This window comes from Enterococcus sp. AZ163, from assembly GCF_050498925.1.
GTDB lineage: Bacteria > Bacillota > Bacilli > Lactobacillales > Enterococcaceae > Enterococcus_A > Enterococcus_A ferrettii.
This window is the reverse complement of record NZ_JBIPAO010000001.1, coordinates 1,398,650-1,418,575: the sequence shown is the minus strand read 5'-3', so window position 1 is coordinate 1,418,575 and position 19,926 is coordinate 1,398,650. Positions and strand designations below refer to the sequence as shown.

Sequence of the window (19,926 nt, the reverse complement as noted above, 5' to 3'; positions counted from 1 at the left end):
CAAAATCGACTGAACGCGGAAAATTCCCAGTCTAAAGTATTTTATTTTTGCCATATATAGTTCATTTTAGAGTCCACAGCTATGAATTGACATTTGATCTCGTGTTATAATTTACTTACAATCATTTGTTTTTAACTAGAGGAGAATCCTTATGAACCTATTCAAAAAATTCGCTGAAATGAATAATCTAACCAATAATGAAAAAGCACTTGTAAATTATATTCTATCCAACCCTACAAAAACGTTAACCTTTCGAGCACAAGAACTGGCGGATGCTGCATTTGTTTCAGTCGCAGCTCTTTATCGGTTTATCAACAAGCTAGAACTAACAGGCATGGGGGAGTTAAAAGTCGAACTGGTCTCATCGCTAAAGGAAACACAATTATCAGTGGATATTAATTACGACTATCCTATTTTAGAATCCGATACTCCCTTTCAAATTACTGAGAATTTAGGAAAGATTTATAAACGTACCATAGATGAAACGTTGAGTTTTTCTGATCCTGAAGAATTAGCCACTGTCAGTCAGGCCTTGCTAAAAGCAAAAATCATTGATGTATATGCTGCATCAGCTAATCTATTCTTTGCCCAAAATTTTAAATTTCAAATGCAAGAGATTGGGATTTTAGTTAATGTTCCTGAAGAAGACTATATACAACGCTTGTCAGCAGCTAATAGCGATTCAGAACATCTTGCTATCGTGGTTTCTTACGGAGGTCGGGGACAAACGCTTAATGGCGTCGTTAAAATACTTCATGAAAATCAGATTCCGATGGTTTTAATTACTTCTGTTCAAGATAATCCTCTTGCTAAATACGCAGACTACAAAATTTATATGGCTTCCATTGAAAATCATTATGATAAAGTCTCTTCATTTTCGACCAGAATGTCTTTATTAATGGTCTTTGATACTTTATACGCTGTCTACTTTAATCACCAGCATGAGAAGAACGTTCATTTCAAAATCACCAATTATCAGAAAATGAACAAGGAATTGAGATAAACGTTTCATAAAGCTTTATCAGTTGCTTATCCCTGAAAAAATTTTTTCAAAATGTCCTTCACGCATAAAATTAGCCTTCATTATTGTTATACTTTTAGCAAAAGGGAGGCAAACTAATGACCATAAAAGCAATCGTCTTAGATATTGATGGAACTTTGTTAAATGATAAAAAAAAGATTCCACTAGCAACTAAAGATACCTTAATCAATGCACAGCAAAAGGGAATCAAGCTCATTTTGGCTTCAGGACGTCCTACATCAGGTATGCTAGGTTTCGCTGAAGAACTTGAAATGAAGAAACACCATGGCCTGCTGGTTTCCTACAATGGTGCCAAAGTTATTGATTTTCAGACAGGTAACGTGCTTTTTGACCAATCAATGACTGTAGAGGAAGGCAAAGCTGTGTTGGAGCACATGAAAAAGTTTGATGTGAAACCAATGATTGACAAGGATGACTATATGTATGTTAACGATGTTTATAATTGTGATGTTACATATAAAGGAACCAAATTGAACATTATCGAATACGAATCACGTGGAGGCAACTACAAGCTTTGCGAGATTACAGATCTAGCAGCTTTTTTAAATGAGCCCATCAGTAAAATTCTGACCGCTGGTGAACCAGAGTATCTATCGGCGCATCATCAAGAGATGATGGCCCCTTTTAAAAATTTGTTGAATTGTGTCTTTACGGCTGACTTCTATTTTGAATTCACGGCTAAGGGGATTGATAAAGCGAAAGCATTAGATACAGTCTTGCTTCCTATGGGAATTTCCCCTGAAAATATTGCAGCCTTCGGTGATGGCCACAACGATATCTCCTTAGTTCAGTATGCAGGTAAAGGTATTGCTATGGAGAATGCTGTTCCTGAATTAAAGGCAGCAGCTGATCACATCGCACGATCTAACAATGACGATGGAATTCACCATATGCTTGAACAGCTATTGTCTTATTGATTCACTGAACAATCTCTTATTTAAGTTGGATAATTATTTAATACCCAAAATTTTAACCTTTAAAAAAAGACACGAAAATTTGAACTTCCGTTCAAATCTTCGTGTCTTTCTCAATTAATCCCTTTAGTGAGCAAGCAATTTCAATAGTATTTCCTGTAATATGAGTATCTTCTTCCCCACATTTACTCATTTATACTATTGATACTCACTTTTTAACCCTAAAGAGATACATTTCCATCGTCACTCTATTCACTTTCAAAAAATGATACAAGTCGTAGACTATATCCATACTTTCATTAGAGGTTAGATAACATGTTAGAGATGCCAATTTAGTGCTTAAACTAGTTTTCCTCACAATAAAGTATCACAATACATCTCTGTATTTTCTTTACAATCAAAGCTCCAACCTTGGTAAAAATCACGTATTTCAGTCTATCCTTGCCCAATTAAATCCTGCAAATATTTAGCAGGAACAAAATTAGGAATATCACCTATTAGCTAAGTCAATAGTTTCTCTTGGAAATTTTTTTTGCCCTATCTGTGTATACAATTGTTAGTTAGTTTTACTTATTTCTTCCAAAGAAGAAGGAGACAACCGCAACTAAGATAACAGCTCCAACGATTGATGGAATAATTGCCATGCCAGCTAAAGCTGGACCCCAGCTGCCAAATAGCGCTTGTCCTAACCAAGAACCAATTAATCCAGCGACAACATTTGCAATGATTCCCATTGATGCTCCCTTACTAGTAATTGCTCCAGCGATAGCACCAATTACACCGCCTACTATTAATGACCAAATCATTTTTACCACTCACTTTCTTTTACTTTATCGAACATAAAAGTTCGATGATTCTCTCAATAACTTTCTTAAAATACCTGCAGTTTGTTTCTTTGCCAGCGATAATTTCTAATTAGAAAAATCCATTTACTTGTCTATAACCATGGACCAGTCTTTTCTGTTCATTACCATTTCAGTACCTTTTTGATAACATGCATGCTTAAATATAGCTTAGACTTTTATCTTGTTTTTGGCAAAAAATCTGCTTTTGATTTCTTATTGTGAGGAATTTACAGTATTTATTACGTTGAAATTGAGACATTTTTTGGGGAATCCGCTATGTTTTATTGTACTTTACAACAATATTCATTCTTTTTATAGTGAGTTAAAGTAACAAAAATACACCAAAAGTGTCGAAAATTAATTCATCTAACACTTTTGGTGTGATCATTATTTCTTTTCTATTCCACGATTAAAGTAGTCAGTAATTCTACTGAATCGTTTGCTTGATGAATGCAAAATATATCTTAGTTATCTACCGGTTTTACTGAACCTCCCCACTCATTTAAAATCCATTCCTGAACATCCTTATCGTGCAAAACGTCAACCAATTTTTTAACTCTTGGATCTTCAGCATCTTCTGAACGAACGGCCAAAATATTACCATAAGGAGAATTATCATTTTCCAGCAGCAAAGAATCCTTCACTGGATTAAGCCCTATACCATAAGCAAAATTAGCATTGATTGCTACTAAATCTCCTTCTTCATTATTATAAGTTGTTGCCAACAAAGCTGGATCAATGGAATGATCAAACTTCAAATTCTTGGGATTTTGATCAATATCTTCAAAGCTAGCCGTCTCCAAATTTGTACCATCTTTGATAGTAATCAAGTTCGCCTCTTGCAAGATAGTGAGGATACGCCCCCAGTCGGAAACTGAATTTGAAGTAATAATTGTAGAACCGTCAGCTAAATCTTTGATATCCTTAAGCTTCTTTGAATAAAGCCCCATTGGTTCTACGTGAACCGCCCCTACGTCTTTAAAATCATAATCATTTTCTTTTACTGCCTTATTAAAAAAGGGTTTATGCTGGAAATAATTGACATCCACCTCACCATCGGCTAAAGCCTTATTAGGCAAAATGTAGTCATCAAAGTTAGTTATTTCTAAGGTTACGCCTTTCTCTTTCAATAATGGCTTCACATGCTCTAAAATTTCTCCATGCGGAGTCGGCAGCGTTCCCACGACTAAAGTCTGATTCTCATCCGCACTATTCCCTTTACCGCAAGCGGCCAATCCTACCGTTAAAACTGCTGCAATAACAAACCAAAAAAACTTTTTCATTCTATCTTCCTCCATTTTTTTAAATAAAAAACAGCCTTCGTCTCAAATGTATCCACTACATTTAGGACGAAAGCTGCTGCTTCCGTGTTACCACCTAAGTTTCTTATTGCTTTATGCAATAAGCTCAACCAGAACTTGTCTTCGACGTATTCCGCGGTACTGTAACGGGCACACCCGTGACAAACTTGATTGCTCTTATCTGTCCTTGCTCAAAGACCATTTTCCATCTAATTGCCGTTGCCCCTTCGCAGAATACCGGGGTTCTCTGGATACTTTTACTTAAATGTACTTTTCTTTTCACTGCATTTGGTTATTCAGTTGGTGAATCATAAAGCACGGTCGAAAGATAGCGTTCGCCATTATCTGGAACAACTACCAACACTTTCTTTCCTTTGCCCAATTGTTTGGCTACCTCAATTGCTCCTTTGATAGCAGCTCCACTGGAAATTCCGACTAGAATGGCTTCTTTTTGAGCAACTGAACGGGCCGTCTGAATAGCATCATCACTGGATACTTGTAAAATTTCCTGATAAATCTCAGTATCTAAGATACTTGGTATAAAACCAGCAGAAATCCCTTGTATTTTGTGAGGGCTCGGCTGTCCACCTGATAAAACTGGTGACTCTGCCGACTCTACTGCAAAGATCTTAATTTCCGGGTAAGCTTCCTTCACCGCTGCTCCAGCTCCAGTCACTGTCCCACCAGTTCCAACACCTGCTACGAAGGCATCCAAACCGTCAGAGCCAAAAGCGTCAACGATTTCTTTACCTGTAGTTTGCTTGTGAATGGCTGGATTTGCTGGATTGTCAAATTGCATTGGCAAGAACCAACCATGTTCTTTTGCTAAAGCTTCAGCTTTGGCAATGGCACCTTTCATTCCATCAGCTCCTGGTGTAAGAACTAATTTTGCGCCGTAAGCTTGAATCAATTTTCTGCGTTCAATTGAGAACGTATCTGGCAGCACGATCACAACTGGATATCCTTTGGCAGCACCAGCAAAAGCTAAACCAACTCCAGTATTACCTGATGTAGGTTCAATAATCGTGTCACCAGATTTTAACTGACCATCTCTTTCGGCCTGCTCAATCATTGCTACGGCAATCCGATCTTTTACCGAACCTGCTGGATTATAAAATTCCAGCTTTGCGTAAACATCTGCTGCTTCTTCTGGCACTATATGATTCAATTTAACAATCGGGGTATTGCCAGTTAATTCTAAAATATTGTTAACTATTTTTTCCATGCTTCTCCCTCATTTCTCTACTAAAGTCTAAACAAATATTGAGGTTATTGTAGCATGTACAATTTCAACAAGATAATAGGTTTTATTGATAGCTGGTTATCAATTTTTTCTATATCAAACTATCGTGAACAGGTTTTACTCTCGATTGTTGTTAAAATTTATTCTAAGAGCTTTAAATGCCGTGCTTTTTCTACAGCCATAACTCGAGAGCTCACTCCAAGTTTACGATAGATATTCAAAATGTGTGTTTTTGTTGTGGCCATTGATATAAAAAGTTGGGCAGATATTTCTTTATTGGTCAGTCCTTTGGTCAATTCCCTCAATACCTCTAGTTCACGTTTACTTAAAAAGGTTTTCTCTTCAGGACAGATTAGTCTATTTATCTTTTCATGAAATAACAACTCATCTGGCTCAAAATTTTCACAGATGCGATTGCCTAATCGATTGAAAAGAATCATTAATTCCTTTTTATACAAAAAGAATTCACACAAGATTTTATTTTCTTTGCCGTAGTGAATCGCTTCATGATACAAGTCCTGAAAAATTCGTTCTTCACAGTTTTCCATTTGCAATAGAATATCAATTTTCAACAAATCGGCTCCAATAATCCGAAAATAAATTCGTTCTCTACGACTAATTTCTAGGACCTGATCGACCATTTTCAGTGCTTTGGCTCGTTCGTTTCGCGCCAATAGCAGCATGCCGTAAAATAAGCGATTACTAATCGAAAGCTGATTCATTTGAGCATAATCTTCGAGATATTGTTCTTGTTTTCCAATAGATAATTGATGACTCTTCAGCATATAACGGAACAATCCAGCTTTTATCCTCAAATTTTGGTAGTAATCAGTCAACTCCAATTGTTGAACAGCGGCTAGAGCTTCTTCCTCTTCCCCCTTTAAATAATGCAGTTCAGCATAATTGTAGAGGTAAGAGGCCCGAATGTGAGGATGTTGCTGCTGAGCTATTTCTTGCAGAGCTTTTTCGGCTGAAGTCAATTCCATCTTCTTTAAATAGATACCTGCAATGGTCAAATTGAAGCTCAAATGATAATTGCGCATCACTCTTGCATCAGCGCTCATATGTTCAATTTTGGCATAGGTCCTCTCCAACAAAACCAACCCTTGTTGAAAGTCGCCAATCTCCTCATAAATTTGAGCCAAAAAAGTTTCACAAAAATAATTAATGAAGGGATTTTTACCCTTTCTATTTAGTGACAGACTTTCTTCTACAAAAAGAATAGCCTCTTGAAACTCATTTTTATAGTAAAAAAAGAGTGCATTTTGCAGGAAAAGAAATGCTTTGGATACATCATTCAAGGGTAAAGAGTGCAGGAATACGGGTGAAAGTCTGATATCTTCCACCTCTATAAACTCCACCCCCAAAAGTGCCAGTAACCCATTGAATACGTGAGCTTCTTGCAACGCCGGAAAAGCTGCTTCCAGCGCACAAATTAATTGCTCCAGCTTCTCATAGTTCAAAATCGTATAATAATAAAATATTTTCTGAAAGGCAAAATCAATATTTGCTACTGCTGCGTCATCAGGTACTTGCTGAATGTAAAATGATGTTCGCAAATTTTGTGGTCTTTCCAGCAACAAAGTCATAATCTGCTGATAATCTTCCACCTCAAATAAAAGAGACAGCCCTTCATCGAAATAGCTCTGCTGCAAAAATACTTCTGCCGCTTGTTTTTTCTGAATAACAATCTCCGCTGCTTCTTGCTTTATAAAAGCTTCAATTAAAACATCACGAAGTAACGGATGATAAACGTAGCTGGCTTCCTTATTTTCCAGACGGTTAATCATTAGATGCTGCTTTTGCAGCTTCTCCAGCATTTCTTCATAGTTTATTTCTGGGAATAGCTTGCAGCTTAACTCAGGAAATACAAATGGGTAATAGGATGTATGAATCAAATAATTCTGTTCAATTTTTGGGAGCTTGTCCAAAATTTCTTTTGCTAAATAGTCGAAAACTATTTTTTTCTCTGAAGTATCTGCTCCAACGGTTGGAGAAAAATCACCAGAAAGAAGCAACAGCTGCAAACCACCCAACCATCCCTGTGCCTTGCTGATTAGCTGATCTTGAATTTCTGTTGACAGATTCCCGTAGCCCACTTCCAACATTACACTTTTGGCTTCCGTTGGCGTAATCAAAAAGTCAGCTTCCTGAATATACTGCAGCTCATCTTCAATCAGCAGCTGACCCAGATAGATTGCTGGCTTGTAACGAGTAACTAAAAGTAAATGCAGATAATCCGGCATAGCTGCCACAAAGGAATCAATTGACGCAACCAGCTTCGTATCTATAATATGGTGAAAATCATCTAATACTAAATAAATATCCTGTTTGGGAAGTATTTCCAAAAGAAACACCCCAAACGAAGTCAGATTCCCTTCTTGAAGACTTCGTTGAAAGTTATCAAACGCAACTTCTTTTTCATTTCCTAAAAAATCAGACAAACTTTCTAAGACATAGCTCCAAAATAAAGTGAGTTGATTGCTATCTTCTGCTAAATTCAGCCAACACCATTTTTGATTAGGTAGTGCTTCCACACTCTGTCGCAAAGCTAACGTTTTTCCATGGCCAGCTCCAGCTTCTAAAACTGTTACTTTTTTGTTAAAGCCGGTCTGAATTTTTTTAACCAGCTGTTTTCGAGGGATTCGGTTGCTTTTTAGTTTTGGTGGTATCATTCGACTGCTTACTAAAATTCCCACAGACCAATCCCTCCAATCATTTTTATTTAGTATAGCAGTTTTTCTTTATTGTAAATATTGCTTTTGGTTTTTCTTAATCGCGATGAGCAGAAATATTCCACTTAGCACAACTAAAAAAATAATTTTCAAGCTATTTTCTTGATAGCTTTGTCCCTTGCTGATCGCTTCTGTCAGCTGCAGAAATTGCTTTTGCGGCAAATAATGGGTTAAGCTTTTCCACCAACCAGTGTCATTAGCCAAAGAGAAAAAGCTGCCTGAAACAAGCGAGGTAATGACTATAAACATTGATCCAATCATATTCGCCTGGTCTCCATCCTTAAAGAAAGAAGCATTACACAAGGCAAAGCTAACACCGATCAAACAAAGCAATGCCAGCAAACAAGCATAATTTCCTAACGACATCCCCAGGTCAATCTGGAATACCTGATTAACTGTCGCAAAAATAATGAAGGTTGGTATAAAAAGCAAGCCGAATAAAAAAATGAAATAAGATAAAAAGAGTTTTCCTTGAGAAAGATCGCTGCAAATCATTCGTTCCATTAAATGCTTTTCCTTATCCTCACTAAATAAAAAGGTATTGGTAATCCCCGCCATCAGTAGAAACATCAGCACGTATCCTAAAATTCGTTGTGCCTTATTCATCTGAGCAGCCGTTTGAACAGCCTCACTAGATTTCCCTGCCAAAAAAGTAGCTAATTGCTTTTTAAAATCATTATTTTTGAAGGTAGTGATTTGTGGTGCTCCTTGAGAGAAGTCTACCACTGCATCATAGGTTCCTAATGCCAGCTCTGATCTTGCTGGCTGTTTTTCCAAAGAGGTGATTTCCAAGGAATTATCCTTAAGCTGGATTGCTGGATTACCTACTACCGCAATTTTTAAAGAAGAGGATGTTCGATCGCTTAAAAATAAGGCGACTCCTAAAGCAGCTACAATTAAGCTACTCATAATAATAAGCCGCATCTTTTTATTCCAAGCTCGTATTAAATGGTTTCTTAATAACTCAATCATACATATGCCTCCCCTTTAAAAAGCAATTGCGACAATAGAGTGAATACCAATGCAACTAGCAGTGAACCGATGAAAGCCAGCAAAAAATATTGACTATGGCTATCATAAATCAATTCAAAAGCAGCCTGAATAACTTTTGACAGCGGCATCCATTGGCTTACCTTACTAAATGCCGGACCCATTGCTGCTGCCGGGAATAGTAACCCCGCAGTAATTGCTACAATGCTGGTTAAAACACTTAAAATCTGATTGGCAACTCCTTCGCTTTTGAACAAACAGCACATGAAAACACCAAAGCTGCTGCTAGCTAAATTTACCCCAACAAACAAGAGCCATAGCTGAAAAAGAGCAGCGCCGTAGTTGATTGAGAACAATATACTCACTAAAACAGCGACAAATGAATAAATGATCAGTGTATAAAGAAACGTAGCAATTGTTTTTGAGAAAGGAATTTTCCATTCACAATTCGGTGCATAAATTCCTCGTAGATTAGCCTTTTTTATCCGTTCCTCCATAAAACTATTGGCTGCAAAGGTTCCTGAATATAAGGCCGAATAAAACATGAGGGTAACTCCGTAATAATCATAGCTGGTAAAGCTGTCACTATACATTCCCTGCGTCATAAAGCTGACAATTGTTATCAGCAAGAAAGGAAACATCAGACAAAAGAACAGCCAAGTAGGATTAATCAGCAAGTTCAAAAAATCCCGTTGAATCATTTTAGTTAATTGATACATCGTATTTCAGCTCCTAATCTCTCAATGAACGTCCAGTCAAATCCAAAAAGACCGTTTCAAGATTGTCTGTTTGAATCGCAATATTTTGAATCTTTTCCTTACGTCGAACTAAGTAATCGATAATCCGATCAAGATTTTCGATACCTTTAATTGCAGTAAGCATCAAAGTTTCGTGGGAAAATTCCACTGTTTTTACTCCTTCGATTTGATAAAAATCATCAAAGCTTTTGGAGTGAGGCGCTTCTAATTCGATCAAAATTTTACGTTCTTTATTTTTTTCCTTGAGGGCCTCTTTGGTTCCTTCAGCAATGATTTCCCCATGGTCCATAATGATAATTCTGGTTGAAATCTCCTCGACTTCCTCCATGTAATGGGTAGTGTAAAGAATGGTCATTCCCGCTGCCTGCATCTCACGAATGGATTGCAAGATGTGATTCCGAGACTGAGGATCAATCCCCACTGTAGGTTCATCCATGATTAGAAGCTTAGGCCGATGAGCAATTGCGCAGGCAATGTTTAGCCGACGCTTCATCCCACCAGAAAAGGTCCGGGCCTTTTCCTTTCGATGTTCCAATAACCCCACCGACCGCAAAGCAAACGTTACTCCTTCTGATAAATCAGTTCCTCGTAATCCATACAACGAAGCAAAAAAACGAACATTTTGCTCAGCACTCAAATCTTCATAGATAGCTAGATCTTGCGGAACTATCCCCAACTGCTTCTTGAATGTCGATAATTTCTTGGCAACTACTTGGCCTTCATAGCGAATTTCTCCACTATCAAGGCTTAATGCCCCACATAAAATATTGATTGTCGTACTTTTAGCTGCACCGTTTGGCCCTAAAAAACATAATATTTCCCCTTCGTAAATCGTAAAACTAATGCCATGCAAAACTTTTTTCTTTTCATATGATTTAACTAGTTGTTTAACTTCAATTAATGGCTGCATCTGAACTTCCCCCTTTGATAGTTCTATCTTAAAGAAAAGAAGGGATAAAAAAAATCAACCATGTGGTTGATTTTTCAATAGCAAAGAGAAAATTATTAAGGATTGAGTATTTGAGCTTAATTGATATATATATAATAGACAAAAAATCCCTACTCAAGCGAGTAGGGATGAAAGTTTAGAAAAACTATTTAGCTAATGAATCTTTCGCTTGGTCAGCAAGCGCTGTGAAAGCAGATGCATCATGTACAGCTAGGTCAGCTAACATTTTGCGGTTGATTTCGATTCCAGCCAATTTTAAGCCATGCATTAATTTTGAGTAGCTTAAGCCGTTCATACGAGCTGCAGCGTTGATACGTGCAATCCACAATTTACGGAAGTCGCGTTTTTTCTGACGACGATCGCGGTATGCGTAGTTGTATGAATTCATTACTTGTTCTTTAGCTGTTTTAAATAGAGTGTGTTTAGAACCGTAGTAACCCTTAGCTAATTTTAGTGTCTTTTTACGACGTTTACGAGTTACTGTTCCACCTTTAACACGTGCCATGTTTAATTCCTCCTAATGTTTCTGTTGAATTTTAAAATTAAATGTTGTAAAGCTTAGGTGCTGCAATTATTTCATGCGAGCTAATTGTTGACGGATACGTTTGTAATCGCCAGCTGATACCATACGTGCTTTACGCAATTGACGACGTTGTTTTTTAGTTTTGCCGTGGAAACGGTGACTTGTAAAGGCGCGGAAGCGTTTAAGACCGCCACCACCAGTACGTTTTACGCGTTTTGCTAATCCGCGGTGTGTTTTTTGTTTTGGCATAATAATTTCCTCCTACATTTCATTTCGCATACCGTTCAACTACAAGAAATGTAAAAGTTGAACAAGCATCCTCAAAATTTTTTGCTGACTATTAGTCTTTCTTCTCTTTCGGTGCAAGCACTAAGAACATGCTACGTCCGTCCATCTTCGGTTTTTGTTCTACTGTCGCAATGTCTTCTGTTTCAGTAGCCAAGCGCATAAGAACTTTCTGACCAATCTCTTTGTGGGTAATGGCACGGCCCTTGAAACGGATAGAAGCTTTCACTTTATCGCCTTTTTCTAGGAATTTACGTGCATTACGAAGTTTTGTATTAAAGTCATTCACGTCGATTGTTGGACTTAAACGAACTTCTTTGATGCTAATCACTTTTTGCTTCTTACGAGCTTCGCGATTTTTCTTCTGCATTTCAAAACGGTATTTTCCGTAATCCATGATCCGTGCTACTGGTGGTTTCGCACCTGGAGCTACGAGAACAACATCAAGGTTTGCTTGTTCAGCGATTCTTAATGCTTCTGCTTTAGACTTCACACCTAATTGTTCGCCATCTTGTCCGATCAATCGTACTTCGTGAGCACGAATGCCGTCGTTAACCATCATATCCTTTGCTATGGTCATTCACCTCCAAAATTTTTGAGAGAAAATAAAAGCCGCATTCGGCACAAAAAAAACGAGTTCATACTGAACCCGCAACTTAGCCATACTTATCTACTAAAGACAAGTCATTAACTATCTAGCCCAGCGAGATGTTCGCGTAAGGCGAGAAGCGGGTGCTTCTGCTTTCATTTCTCAACTTTTATAGTATACAGGGATTCATACTAGTTGTCAATCCTTTCATTACTAGAATTTCTTATTTTCAGAAAGTTCGGTTGTTTTTCTTTACATTTCTGTGCTAAGCTTAAAGAGAAGCTTTTCCTTTATACAAAAAGATACGCTCCTTACTAAGTACATATTAATAAGGAAAGAAGTGATAAAATGGAACGTTCTTTTTTTCGCGAATTAATTCATTACAATCAACCAAAGGATTCCTATATTCGACTGATCGGTGCCGGTCTTTGTATGATCAGTGTCCTCTTCACCGGCTATTTTACTCACCAGCTAGCCATCGCCAGCTTCGGTTCTTTAGGTATTTTCACTTTTTTATACTATCAGCCTTTGCCATTAAAACAGTTGGTGCTTCGGTTAAGTTTAATTGGTATTTTCTTAACTGTTGGTAATTTTGTCGGCATGCTTTCCACCCACTGGCATTGGACCGCCCCATTATTTGTTGCCTTGGTAGGCTTAATTGGACGATTCTTTTTCCGTTTATATGGCATTGCCAAACCAGGTGCCTTTTTCATTGTCATGGTTTCAGCCATGGGAGCCAGTACCCAAATTCCTTTACCTAAAATTCCGGTAATGAGTTTTTACTTTCTTATCGGTGTCTGCTTTGCTATTTTCTTTGCTACTCTGTTGCATTTTTTCGACAAGAGAACACCGCAAATTGAAGTGAAGAGAAGCCTGAATGAACGTTTGAATGATGACCCTTCGGTACTGATCGATAGTTTATTCTATAGTTGTGTATTATTTTTTGCTGTTTATTTAAGCATGGGACTCCAATTGAAGAATCCTTATTGGTTAGTAGTTTCCTGTGCAGCAATCTTGCAGGGAGATAATCTGCGGGCGATGCTTCATCGGAATATTCAACGGATCTTCGGAACATTAGTAGGCTTAGTGATCGCGGCAGGGTTGCTGAATCTGCCTTTGACAGTGTTTGAAACTTTGCTAGTAATTACAGCTTTGTTTGTCACAGTGGAATTTTTTATCAGACGCAATTACGCCATTGCTCAATTCTTTACTACACCTATGTCATTAATGCTTTCCATGCTAGTACGGCAGCAGTATTTATACTCATTGATTCAATATCGTTTTTTAGGAATTGTACTGGGCAGCCTGCTGGGATTTGGTGCAGCTTGGATCATGACCACTGGGCTCAAATTTTATAATCAAAAGTTCGATCTCCACGAAAACTTCGACAAAGAAACCGAGTAGCTGCCTACTCGGTTTTTGCTTTTCCAGCATCTTTATTTGTAGAAAACAAACTAAGAACATGGTCATTATTAAAGTAAAAATTTTTAATGATCCCCCAAGAGAAATAGACTCCGGGCTTATCTAAAATATAAACATTCGCTTACTGGTTAATCATCTAGATAATTGTCCTTTAGTATACTATTCTTTGCTAACTAACATGTCCTCTTCATCAATAAACTGTCCGGGTGATGAATCGGCAAAGTAATCTTCTACTTTCGGAATGAGTAAAATTGTTCTATCTTTTTCTTCAACACGTAATCACAGTAATTACAAACAACCCTCGTTTTTTTTACTCAAGTTGGTTTGTTACCGTATTCTCCGCCACAAAACCACGATCAGCCAGACTGAAAGTCCTAAGCTAATAAACAGCGAAATAATCCAGCCAATCTCTGAATGTTCAAAAGGCAGCGGCATATTCATACCAAAGAAGCCGGTCACAATTGTTGGAATAGTCAAGAGCAGTGACCAAATTGTCAAAATCTTCATGGTATCATTCAGATTATTGTTCAACAAATTATTGTAGGTACCTGAAAGCTGGTCCAGGATTTCACTCGCTAATTTAGTCATTTCAACTGCTTGTCTGGCTTCGATCAGCGCATCATCCAGCTCCTCTTTTTCCTTATCGGTAAAGTTCGGGAATAATCCTTGGGCTTTGATTTGCTCCAACAAAACTACATTCTGTTTCGTAGCTGTGACCAAATAAACCAGCCCAATCTCCAAATCGGAAAGCTCCAACAAATTCTTATTGGTCGTCTTTTCTCGTAATTTGGTGTTCAAAAGAACTCGCTGACTGTTTACTTCTTCAATGTTTGGGAAATAATAATCAGATATTAGAAAGAGCGTATGGAAAAGCAAGCTAGCTGTGCTTTGCTTGGGATCACGATTTAATACGTTTTCCATTAAGTCCACCACATAGTTAGTTTTCTCCGAAATAAAAGAAAATATATGATGATCCTTCATAATGAAGGCCATTGGACTTGTCTCATAATGATTGTTAGTCTTTTCCAGGTGAGCCACATTGTAAATAACCAATAATGTATGGTCAAGAGGATCATACTCTACCCGGGCCCGCTCGTTCTTATCCAGAGAATAAGTCAGCATTTCATCGCTAATCTGATAGGTCTCTCTCAATTGTTCTATTTCTTTTGTGTCCTTGGAATCGATCGTGATCCAAGTACACAAGCCTTGATTAAATGTACGGCGCGTTTCCATGCGTTCTCCTCCTCATCTTTTCTATTATATCGGTTCACCAAAGAGTTTGCACAAAAAAATGCCCAAAAGAAGCGGTACTGACCCGCTTCTTTTAGACAGTTGCTTTTACTATTTTAGATAACCGAAATATTTTGTACTTCAGAAATTTTTTCATCGATCATTTGTAGAACAATATCACGAGCATCAGCCTCTTCAACAAAATTCAGCTTATCACCATCAATTTGGATTTTAGGACTTTCGTTATAATCCTCATACCATTGGTCATAGCGATGATTCAGTTCTTTATAATAATCATAAAGTGTTGGATCAAAGCTTAGTTGTTCATAATCCCGACCACGCTTTTCAATCCGATCCAGCATGGTTTCAAAAGAAACTCGAATGTGTACCAATAAATCAGGATGTTTCTTGTGAGCCGCATAAGGCAGCTCTTCCATCATATTGGCCAATAACTCATCATAGACCTTCACTTCCGTATCAGTTGCTCGACCAAGGTCAGCATTTAAATGGAAAAGCAAGGAATCCTCATAGATAGAACGATCTAATACGTTATTATCATCCTGCATCGCTCGCTTGATACTGTCGAACCGCTTATTCAAAAAATAAATTTGCAATAAAAAGGCATATTGTTCTGGATTCGCATAAAATAATGGCAATACCTTGTTGTCTTCAATTGATTCATAAAAAGCTTGGCTGCCTAGATGTTCTGACAACATCGCAGTCAAACTGGATTTTCCTGCTCCAATAGTACCGGCTAATACAATCACGCTCATTTACCTCCAACTCGTTTCATACAAAATATGGTGTTTTTTCTTCAACTTTAATAATATACCCCCAATATCTGGTGTCGTCAATAAAAAAAGCTTTGAAACATATTAGAATTTGCCTGTCAAGGAATGTTTAAAAAAAAGTTCAGTTTATAAAAGTTTTTAACGGATTCATTTACTTGTTTGTTTTCTCTGAGTAAAATAGAAGAGATTGAATACAGAGCTGAATATTCTGTATCGGGTATAAAAAGGAGTTTTTTGAATGAAAAACATCGGTTTAGGACACGCCAGTGGAAAGATCATTTTAATGGGAGAACATGCGGTAGTATACGGGGAACCCGCAATTGCTTTTCCTTTTTCTGGTACCGGCATTACGACTACCGTCCAATTTCATCAAGGAAATGAATCATGGATTGAATCCAGTTTTTATCACGGTCCTTTAGCAAAGGCACCCCATTCAATGCGAAATGTGACTGTTTTGTTGTGGCAGCTGGTTCGTCAATTTGCCATTCAGAAACCATTTTATGTAACCATTGAGAGTACCGTTCCAGCCGAACGTGGAATGGGGTCCAGCGCAGCAGTTGCTGTCTCTATTACCCGAGCATTCTTTGACTGGCTAGGGCTGCCAACTGATCAAGAAAATATATTGTTATTTGTTAATCAGGCCGAAAAAATAGCGCATGGGAACCCTAGTGGGATTGATGCAGCAACGATTAGCGGTACGGAACCGCTGCTTTATCAAAAAGGCTTAGATTTCCAACCTTTCCAGTTAAATATGGACGCCTTCTTAGTGGTGGCAGATACTGGACACAAAGGACAAACACGCAAAGCAGTAAAGGACGTCGCTCATTTAATGGAGGTTGACCGTTTAGTAACCGGCAGCCGAATTCGACAGCTGGGTCAACTGACCAAGCAAGCACAGCAAGCCATTTTGTCTAATCAGCCCGAGTTGTTAGGGGCTTATATGACGAGAGCACAGGAACATTTACAAGCATTGGGAACTAGTAATTATGCCTTGAACCACTTAATTCAAACTGCCTTAGCCAATCAAGCGTTGGGTGCGAAATTGACTGGCGGCGGTCGTGGTGGATGCATGATTGCTTTAACAAAAAACGAAGAAAGCGGACGTCGATTGCAACAGATTCTAATGAGTGCTGGCGCACGCGATACGTGGATTGAAGGGTTAGGGGTATATGCACATGTATAAAGGTCACGCGCGAGCTTACACAAACATCGCGTTGATTAAATATTGGGGAAAAGCGGATCAGCAGCTGATTTTACCCATGAACAATAGCTTGTCATTGACACTGGATGCTTTCTACACAGAGACATCGGTTACCTTTTCCTCAACATTTTCTGAGGATCAGTTTTATTTAGATAATAACTTACAAGACAGAGAAACTACAGTTAAAGTGAGTCGTTTTTTGGATCTAATTAGAGAGAAAGCGCAAAGTCAGCTATTTGCCAAGGTGGACAGCCAGAATTTTGTCCCAACAGCAGCTGGTCTGGCTTCTTCAGCGAGCGGTTTAGCAGCTTTAGCCGGCGCTGCCAGCGCTGCGCTAGGATTACCTTTAGAGGAAAAAGAGCTGTCACGCTTAGCTCGTCGCGGTTCAGGTTCCGCCTGCCGAAGTATTTATGGCGGCTTTGCGGAGTGGGAAAAAGGAGATTCAGATGACAGCTCGTATGCTGTACCAATTCCATCAAACGGCTTTGAAGAAGAGCTAAGCATGATCTTTGTGGTAGTAAATGATCAGCAAAAAGATGTCTCCAGTCGTGATGGCATGCAACGAACTGTTGAAACCTCTGCGTTTTACGATGGTTGGTTGGCTACCGTTCCTCAAGATTTAGCCAAAGCACGAACAGCCATTGCCAACAAAGATTTCCAATCACTGGGCGAAGTTACTGAGGCTAGTGCTCTGAAGATGCATGGTACCACCTTAGCAGCCATACCTCCATTTACCTACTGGTCGGCTGAAAGTATGCGGGCGATGGCCCTTGTTCGTCAATTACGGAATGAAGGTTTAGCTTGCTACTTTACACTTGATGCTGGACCTAATGTAAAGATTCTTGTTCAGAAAAAAAATGAATCTACTGTGTTAAGCAAGCTGCAAGAACATTTTTCAGCAGACCAATTGATCGCTGCTCATGCTGGGCCAGGGATCAAAATAATGACGAAGGAAGTAGAAGCATGATTGAAGTTTCAGCTCCTGGTAAATTATATATTGCTGGTGAATATGCCGTAGTCGAAGCTGGTCATCCAGCTATTATTGTTGCAATTGACCAATTCATTAATGTCTCTATTGATGCTGCTAAAAGAATTGGCAGTATTCAATCCGCTCAATACAGTGATCTGCCTATTCGGTGGACCCGACGAAACAATGAGTTAGTGTTAGATATTCGGGACAATCCCTTTCACTATATCTTAGCAGCCATTCATTTTACCGAACGCTATGCTCAAGAAAAAGGGAAAGAACTGGCTTTCTTTGATTTAAAAGTGACCAGTGAATTAGACAATTCCAATGGCCGCAAATACGGTTTAGGCTCTAGTGGAGCCGTAACCGTAGCCACAGTTAAAGCGTTAAACATCTTTTATGATCTGCAGCTTTCTCAGTTGGAGCTGTTCAAGCTGGCTACCTTGGCTCATTTAAATGTACAAGGCAACGGCTCCTGCGGTGATATTGCAGCCAGCTGTTATGGTGGCTGGTTGGCTTTTTCAACCTTTGACCATGATTGGCTGCTGGAAAAACTAGAACATGAAGCCTTATCAACTATTGTAGAGAGCGATTGGCCTAGTCTGCGAATTGAACCTTTGAAGGCGCCCGATGATTTGCGTCTGTTGATTGGTTGGACTGGCAGTCCAGCCTCTACTTCTGATTTGGTGGATCAGGTTCATCAATCAAGAGAAGAAAAGGCTGGAGCTTATAAACAATTTCTAGCGGATAGTAAAGCCTGTGTGGATCAAATGATTGAAGGCTTTAAGCAGGAAAACGTAGCCGAAATTCAAGCAATGATTCGCAAAAATCGCGAATTGCTTAACCAATTAACAACGTTTAGTAACGTATCAATTGAAACACAACAGTTAAAGGTCTTGAATGATTTAGCTGAACAGTACGAAGGAGCGGCCAAGTCTTCCGGTGCTGGCGGTGGCGATTGTGGAATTGTGATCGTTGATAAAAAAGCTGGAATTCTACCTTTGATGAGCTCATGGGAGAAAGCTGGAATCACCCCGCTGCCCTTGCATGTCTACCACTTAACGGAGGAAAACACCGATGAATCGCAAAGATGAACATCTGTTGCTGGCGAAAGCACAGCAGCAAAAACCTAAGGAAAATGACTTCGATGCGGTATCTTTCGTCCATCAGTCAATGGTTTCGATTTCCGATGATCAGATTGATTTAACAACTTCCATCAATGGACTTAACTTGGAAGTACCGTTTTACATTAATGCTATGACTGGCGGTAGTGAAAAAACTAAGGTCTTCAACCAGCAGCTGGCAATGGTTGCTAAAGCAACAGGCTTAATGATGGCAACTGGTTCAGTATCTGCTGCCTTGAAAGATCCATCAGTCGTTGATTCCTATACTATTGTGCGAGAGGAAAACCCTCAAGGTCTACTGCTTGCTAACATGGGTGCTGGTCGAACAGCTGAGGACGCACAAAAAATGATTGACCTCTTGGATGCTGATGGTTTGCAAATCCATTTGAATGTACCGCAGGAATTAGTGATGCCTGAGGGGGAACATGATTTTGAACTATGGGAGACCAATATTCGTGATACGATTGACGCCGTTTCAGTGCCGGTCATTGTCAAAGAAGTTGGTTTTGGTATGGCTCAGGAAACAATCCAGAAGCTATTGGATTTAGGCGTTCAAGCAGTCGATGTTTCTGGTCGCGGCGGCACCAGCTTTACCCAGATTGAAAACTCTCGTCGTAAGGAGCGCGAATTATCCTACCTAAATGATTGGGGTCAATCTACCGTAATTTCTTTACTGGAAGCTCAGCCTTTTATGGATGATTTGACCATGCTGGCTTCTGGCGGTATCCGCAATGCCTTTGATATCTTTAAAGCTGTTAGCTTAGGAGCTAACGCCGTAGGTATCTCTGGTACGATTCTGAACACCGTGATGTCAGAGGGTGTTGATGCAACGATTAAACTGGTAGAAGATTGGAAAGCGCAGCTGCGTCTACTCTATGCCTTAACCGGAAAAGCAACTACCAAAGACGTTCAAAAGAATCAATTGATCGTTACTGGAGCACCCAAAGAATGGGCAGAGCTTCGCGGAATTAACCTCTACAACTTAGCTGCACGCTAAAAAAGACGAAAGACTTTAGG

At 38.9% G+C, this 19,926-nt stretch carries 19 protein-coding genes and 2 other annotated features; of the genes, 7 read left to right on the top strand and 12 right to left on the bottom strand.

Annotated features, from left to right (window positions below; genetic code table 11):
* Positions 1-151 precede the first annotated feature (151 nt).
* Together IGI46_RS06825 and IGI46_RS06820 are read left to right on the top strand one after the other, a co-directional pair.
* A complete protein-coding gene (locus IGI46_RS06825) occupies positions 152-1,003 on the top strand; it encodes a MurR/RpiR family transcriptional regulator (protein ID WP_429962607.1) in 852 nt (283 codons plus the stop codon).
* Between the two features lie 116 nt (positions 1,004-1,119).
* Positions 1,120-1,959, top strand: a complete 840-nt coding sequence (locus tag IGI46_RS06820) for a Cof-type HAD-IIB family hydrolase (protein WP_429962606.1) — start codon at positions 1,120-1,122, stop codon at positions 1,957-1,959.
* A gap of 563 nt (positions 1,960-2,522) precedes the next feature.
* Here IGI46_RS06820 and IGI46_RS06815 read toward each other — a convergent pair.
* The 10 genes from IGI46_RS06815 to infC all read right to left on the bottom strand — a co-directional run bounded on the left by IGI46_RS06815 (position 2,523) and on the right by infC (position 12,165).
* Positions 2,523-2,762: a GlsB/YeaQ/YmgE family stress response membrane protein gene (locus tag IGI46_RS06815; protein WP_207703786.1), complete on the bottom strand. Its 240-nt coding sequence runs from the start codon at positions 2,760-2,762 to the stop codon at positions 2,523-2,525.
* A gap of 503 nt (positions 2,763-3,265) precedes the next feature.
* The gene (locus tag IGI46_RS06810; RefSeq protein WP_429962605.1) at positions 3,266-4,084 is read right to left on the bottom strand and encodes a MetQ/NlpA family ABC transporter substrate-binding protein; all 819 of its coding nucleotides are present in this window, start codon (positions 4,082-4,084) and stop codon (positions 3,266-3,268) included.
* Positions 4,085-4,143: 59 nt separating this feature from the next.
* Positions 4,144-4,394 (bottom strand) — a binding site (T-box leader).
* Positions 4,395-5,327, bottom strand: coding sequence for a cysteine synthase A (gene cysK, locus IGI46_RS06805; protein ID WP_429962604.1), 933 nt, complete (start codon positions 5,325-5,327; stop codon positions 4,395-4,397).
* A gap of 158 nt (positions 5,328-5,485) precedes the next feature.
* Positions 5,486-8,044, bottom strand: coding sequence for a LuxR C-terminal-related transcriptional regulator (locus IGI46_RS06800; RefSeq protein ID WP_429973161.1), 2,559 nt, complete (start codon positions 8,042-8,044; stop codon positions 5,486-5,488).
* Between the two features lie 45 nt (positions 8,045-8,089).
* Positions 8,090-9,052 carry an ABC transporter permease gene (locus IGI46_RS06795; protein ID WP_429962602.1) on the bottom strand — a complete coding sequence of 321 codons (963 nt, stop codon included), beginning with the start codon at positions 9,050-9,052 and terminating at the stop codon, positions 8,090-8,092.
* Complete coding sequence (locus IGI46_RS06790) at positions 9,049-9,789, bottom strand: ABC transporter permease (RefSeq protein WP_429962601.1); 741 nt, start codon at positions 9,787-9,789, stop codon at positions 9,049-9,051. Before IGI46_RS06790 ends, IGI46_RS06795 begins: the two co-directional genes overlap by 4 nt.
* Positions 9,790-9,802: 13 nt before the next feature.
* Positions 9,803-10,738 carry an ABC transporter ATP-binding protein gene (locus IGI46_RS06785; RefSeq protein ID WP_429962600.1) on the bottom strand — a complete coding sequence of 312 codons (936 nt, stop codon included), beginning with the start codon at positions 10,736-10,738 and terminating at the stop codon, positions 9,803-9,805.
* A gap of 184 nt (positions 10,739-10,922) precedes the next feature.
* A complete protein-coding gene (rplT, locus tag IGI46_RS06780) occupies positions 10,923-11,282 on the bottom strand; it encodes a 50S ribosomal protein L20 (RefSeq protein WP_207703780.1) in 360 nt (119 codons plus the stop codon).
* A 66-nt stretch (positions 11,283-11,348) separates the two neighbouring features.
* The gene (gene rpmI / locus IGI46_RS06775; RefSeq protein ID WP_010755107.1) at positions 11,349-11,549 is read right to left on the bottom strand and encodes a 50S ribosomal protein L35; all 201 of its coding nucleotides are present in this window, start codon (positions 11,547-11,549) and stop codon (positions 11,349-11,351) included.
* Between the two features lie 91 nt (positions 11,550-11,640).
* Positions 11,641-12,165, bottom strand: a complete 525-nt coding sequence (gene infC / locus IGI46_RS06770; protein WP_207703779.1) for a translation initiation factor IF-3 — start codon at positions 12,163-12,165, stop codon at positions 11,641-11,643.
* A 38-nt stretch (positions 12,166-12,203) separates the two neighbouring features.
* Positions 12,204-12,335, bottom strand: a sequence feature (ribosomal protein L20 leader region).
* A gap of 187 nt (positions 12,336-12,522) precedes the next feature.
* Between infC and IGI46_RS06765 the strand changes: the two genes are divergently transcribed.
* The gene (locus IGI46_RS06765) at positions 12,523-13,578 is read left to right on the top strand and encodes an FUSC family protein (protein ID WP_429973160.1); all 1,056 of its coding nucleotides are present in this window, start codon (positions 12,523-12,525) and stop codon (positions 13,576-13,578) included.
* A gap of 345 nt (positions 13,579-13,923) precedes the next feature.
* On the opposite strand, the gene IGI46_RS06760 is transcribed toward IGI46_RS06765, so the two are convergent.
* Positions 13,924-14,829: a magnesium transporter CorA family protein gene (locus IGI46_RS06760; protein WP_429973159.1), complete on the bottom strand. Its 906-nt coding sequence runs from the start codon at positions 14,827-14,829 to the stop codon at positions 13,924-13,926.
* Positions 14,830-14,942: 113 nt separating this feature from the next.
* On the bottom strand, positions 14,943-15,599 hold the full coding sequence (locus tag IGI46_RS06755) for a deoxynucleoside kinase (protein WP_429973158.1): 657 nt from the start codon (positions 15,597-15,599) through the stop codon (positions 14,943-14,945).
* 256 nt (positions 15,600-15,855) lie between these two features.
* Here IGI46_RS06755 and mvk point away from each other — a divergent pair, with 256 nt between their 5' ends.
* The 4 genes from mvk to fni are packed head-to-tail and all read left to right on the top strand — an operon-like array spanning position 15,856 to position 19,906.
* The gene (gene mvk / locus IGI46_RS06750) at positions 15,856-16,800 is read left to right on the top strand and encodes a mevalonate kinase (RefSeq protein WP_429973157.1); all 945 of its coding nucleotides are present in this window, start codon (positions 15,856-15,858) and stop codon (positions 16,798-16,800) included.
* Positions 16,793-17,785 carry a diphosphomevalonate decarboxylase gene (gene mvaD / locus IGI46_RS06745; RefSeq protein ID WP_429973156.1) on the top strand — a complete coding sequence of 331 codons (993 nt, stop codon included), beginning with the start codon at positions 16,793-16,795 and terminating at the stop codon, positions 17,783-17,785. The genes mvk and mvaD overlap by 8 nt, the downstream gene beginning before the upstream one ends.
* Positions 17,782-18,879 carry a phosphomevalonate kinase gene (locus tag IGI46_RS06740; RefSeq protein ID WP_207703771.1) on the top strand — a complete coding sequence of 366 codons (1,098 nt, stop codon included), beginning with the start codon at positions 17,782-17,784 and terminating at the stop codon, positions 18,877-18,879. The genes mvaD and IGI46_RS06740 overlap by 4 nt, the downstream gene beginning before the upstream one ends.
* On the top strand, positions 18,863-19,906 hold the full coding sequence (gene fni, locus IGI46_RS06735; RefSeq protein ID WP_429962594.1) for a type 2 isopentenyl-diphosphate Delta-isomerase: 1,044 nt from the start codon (positions 18,863-18,865) through the stop codon (positions 19,904-19,906). The genes IGI46_RS06740 and fni overlap by 17 nt, the downstream gene beginning before the upstream one ends.
* The last annotated feature ends 20 nt before the right edge of the window (positions 19,907-19,926 follow it).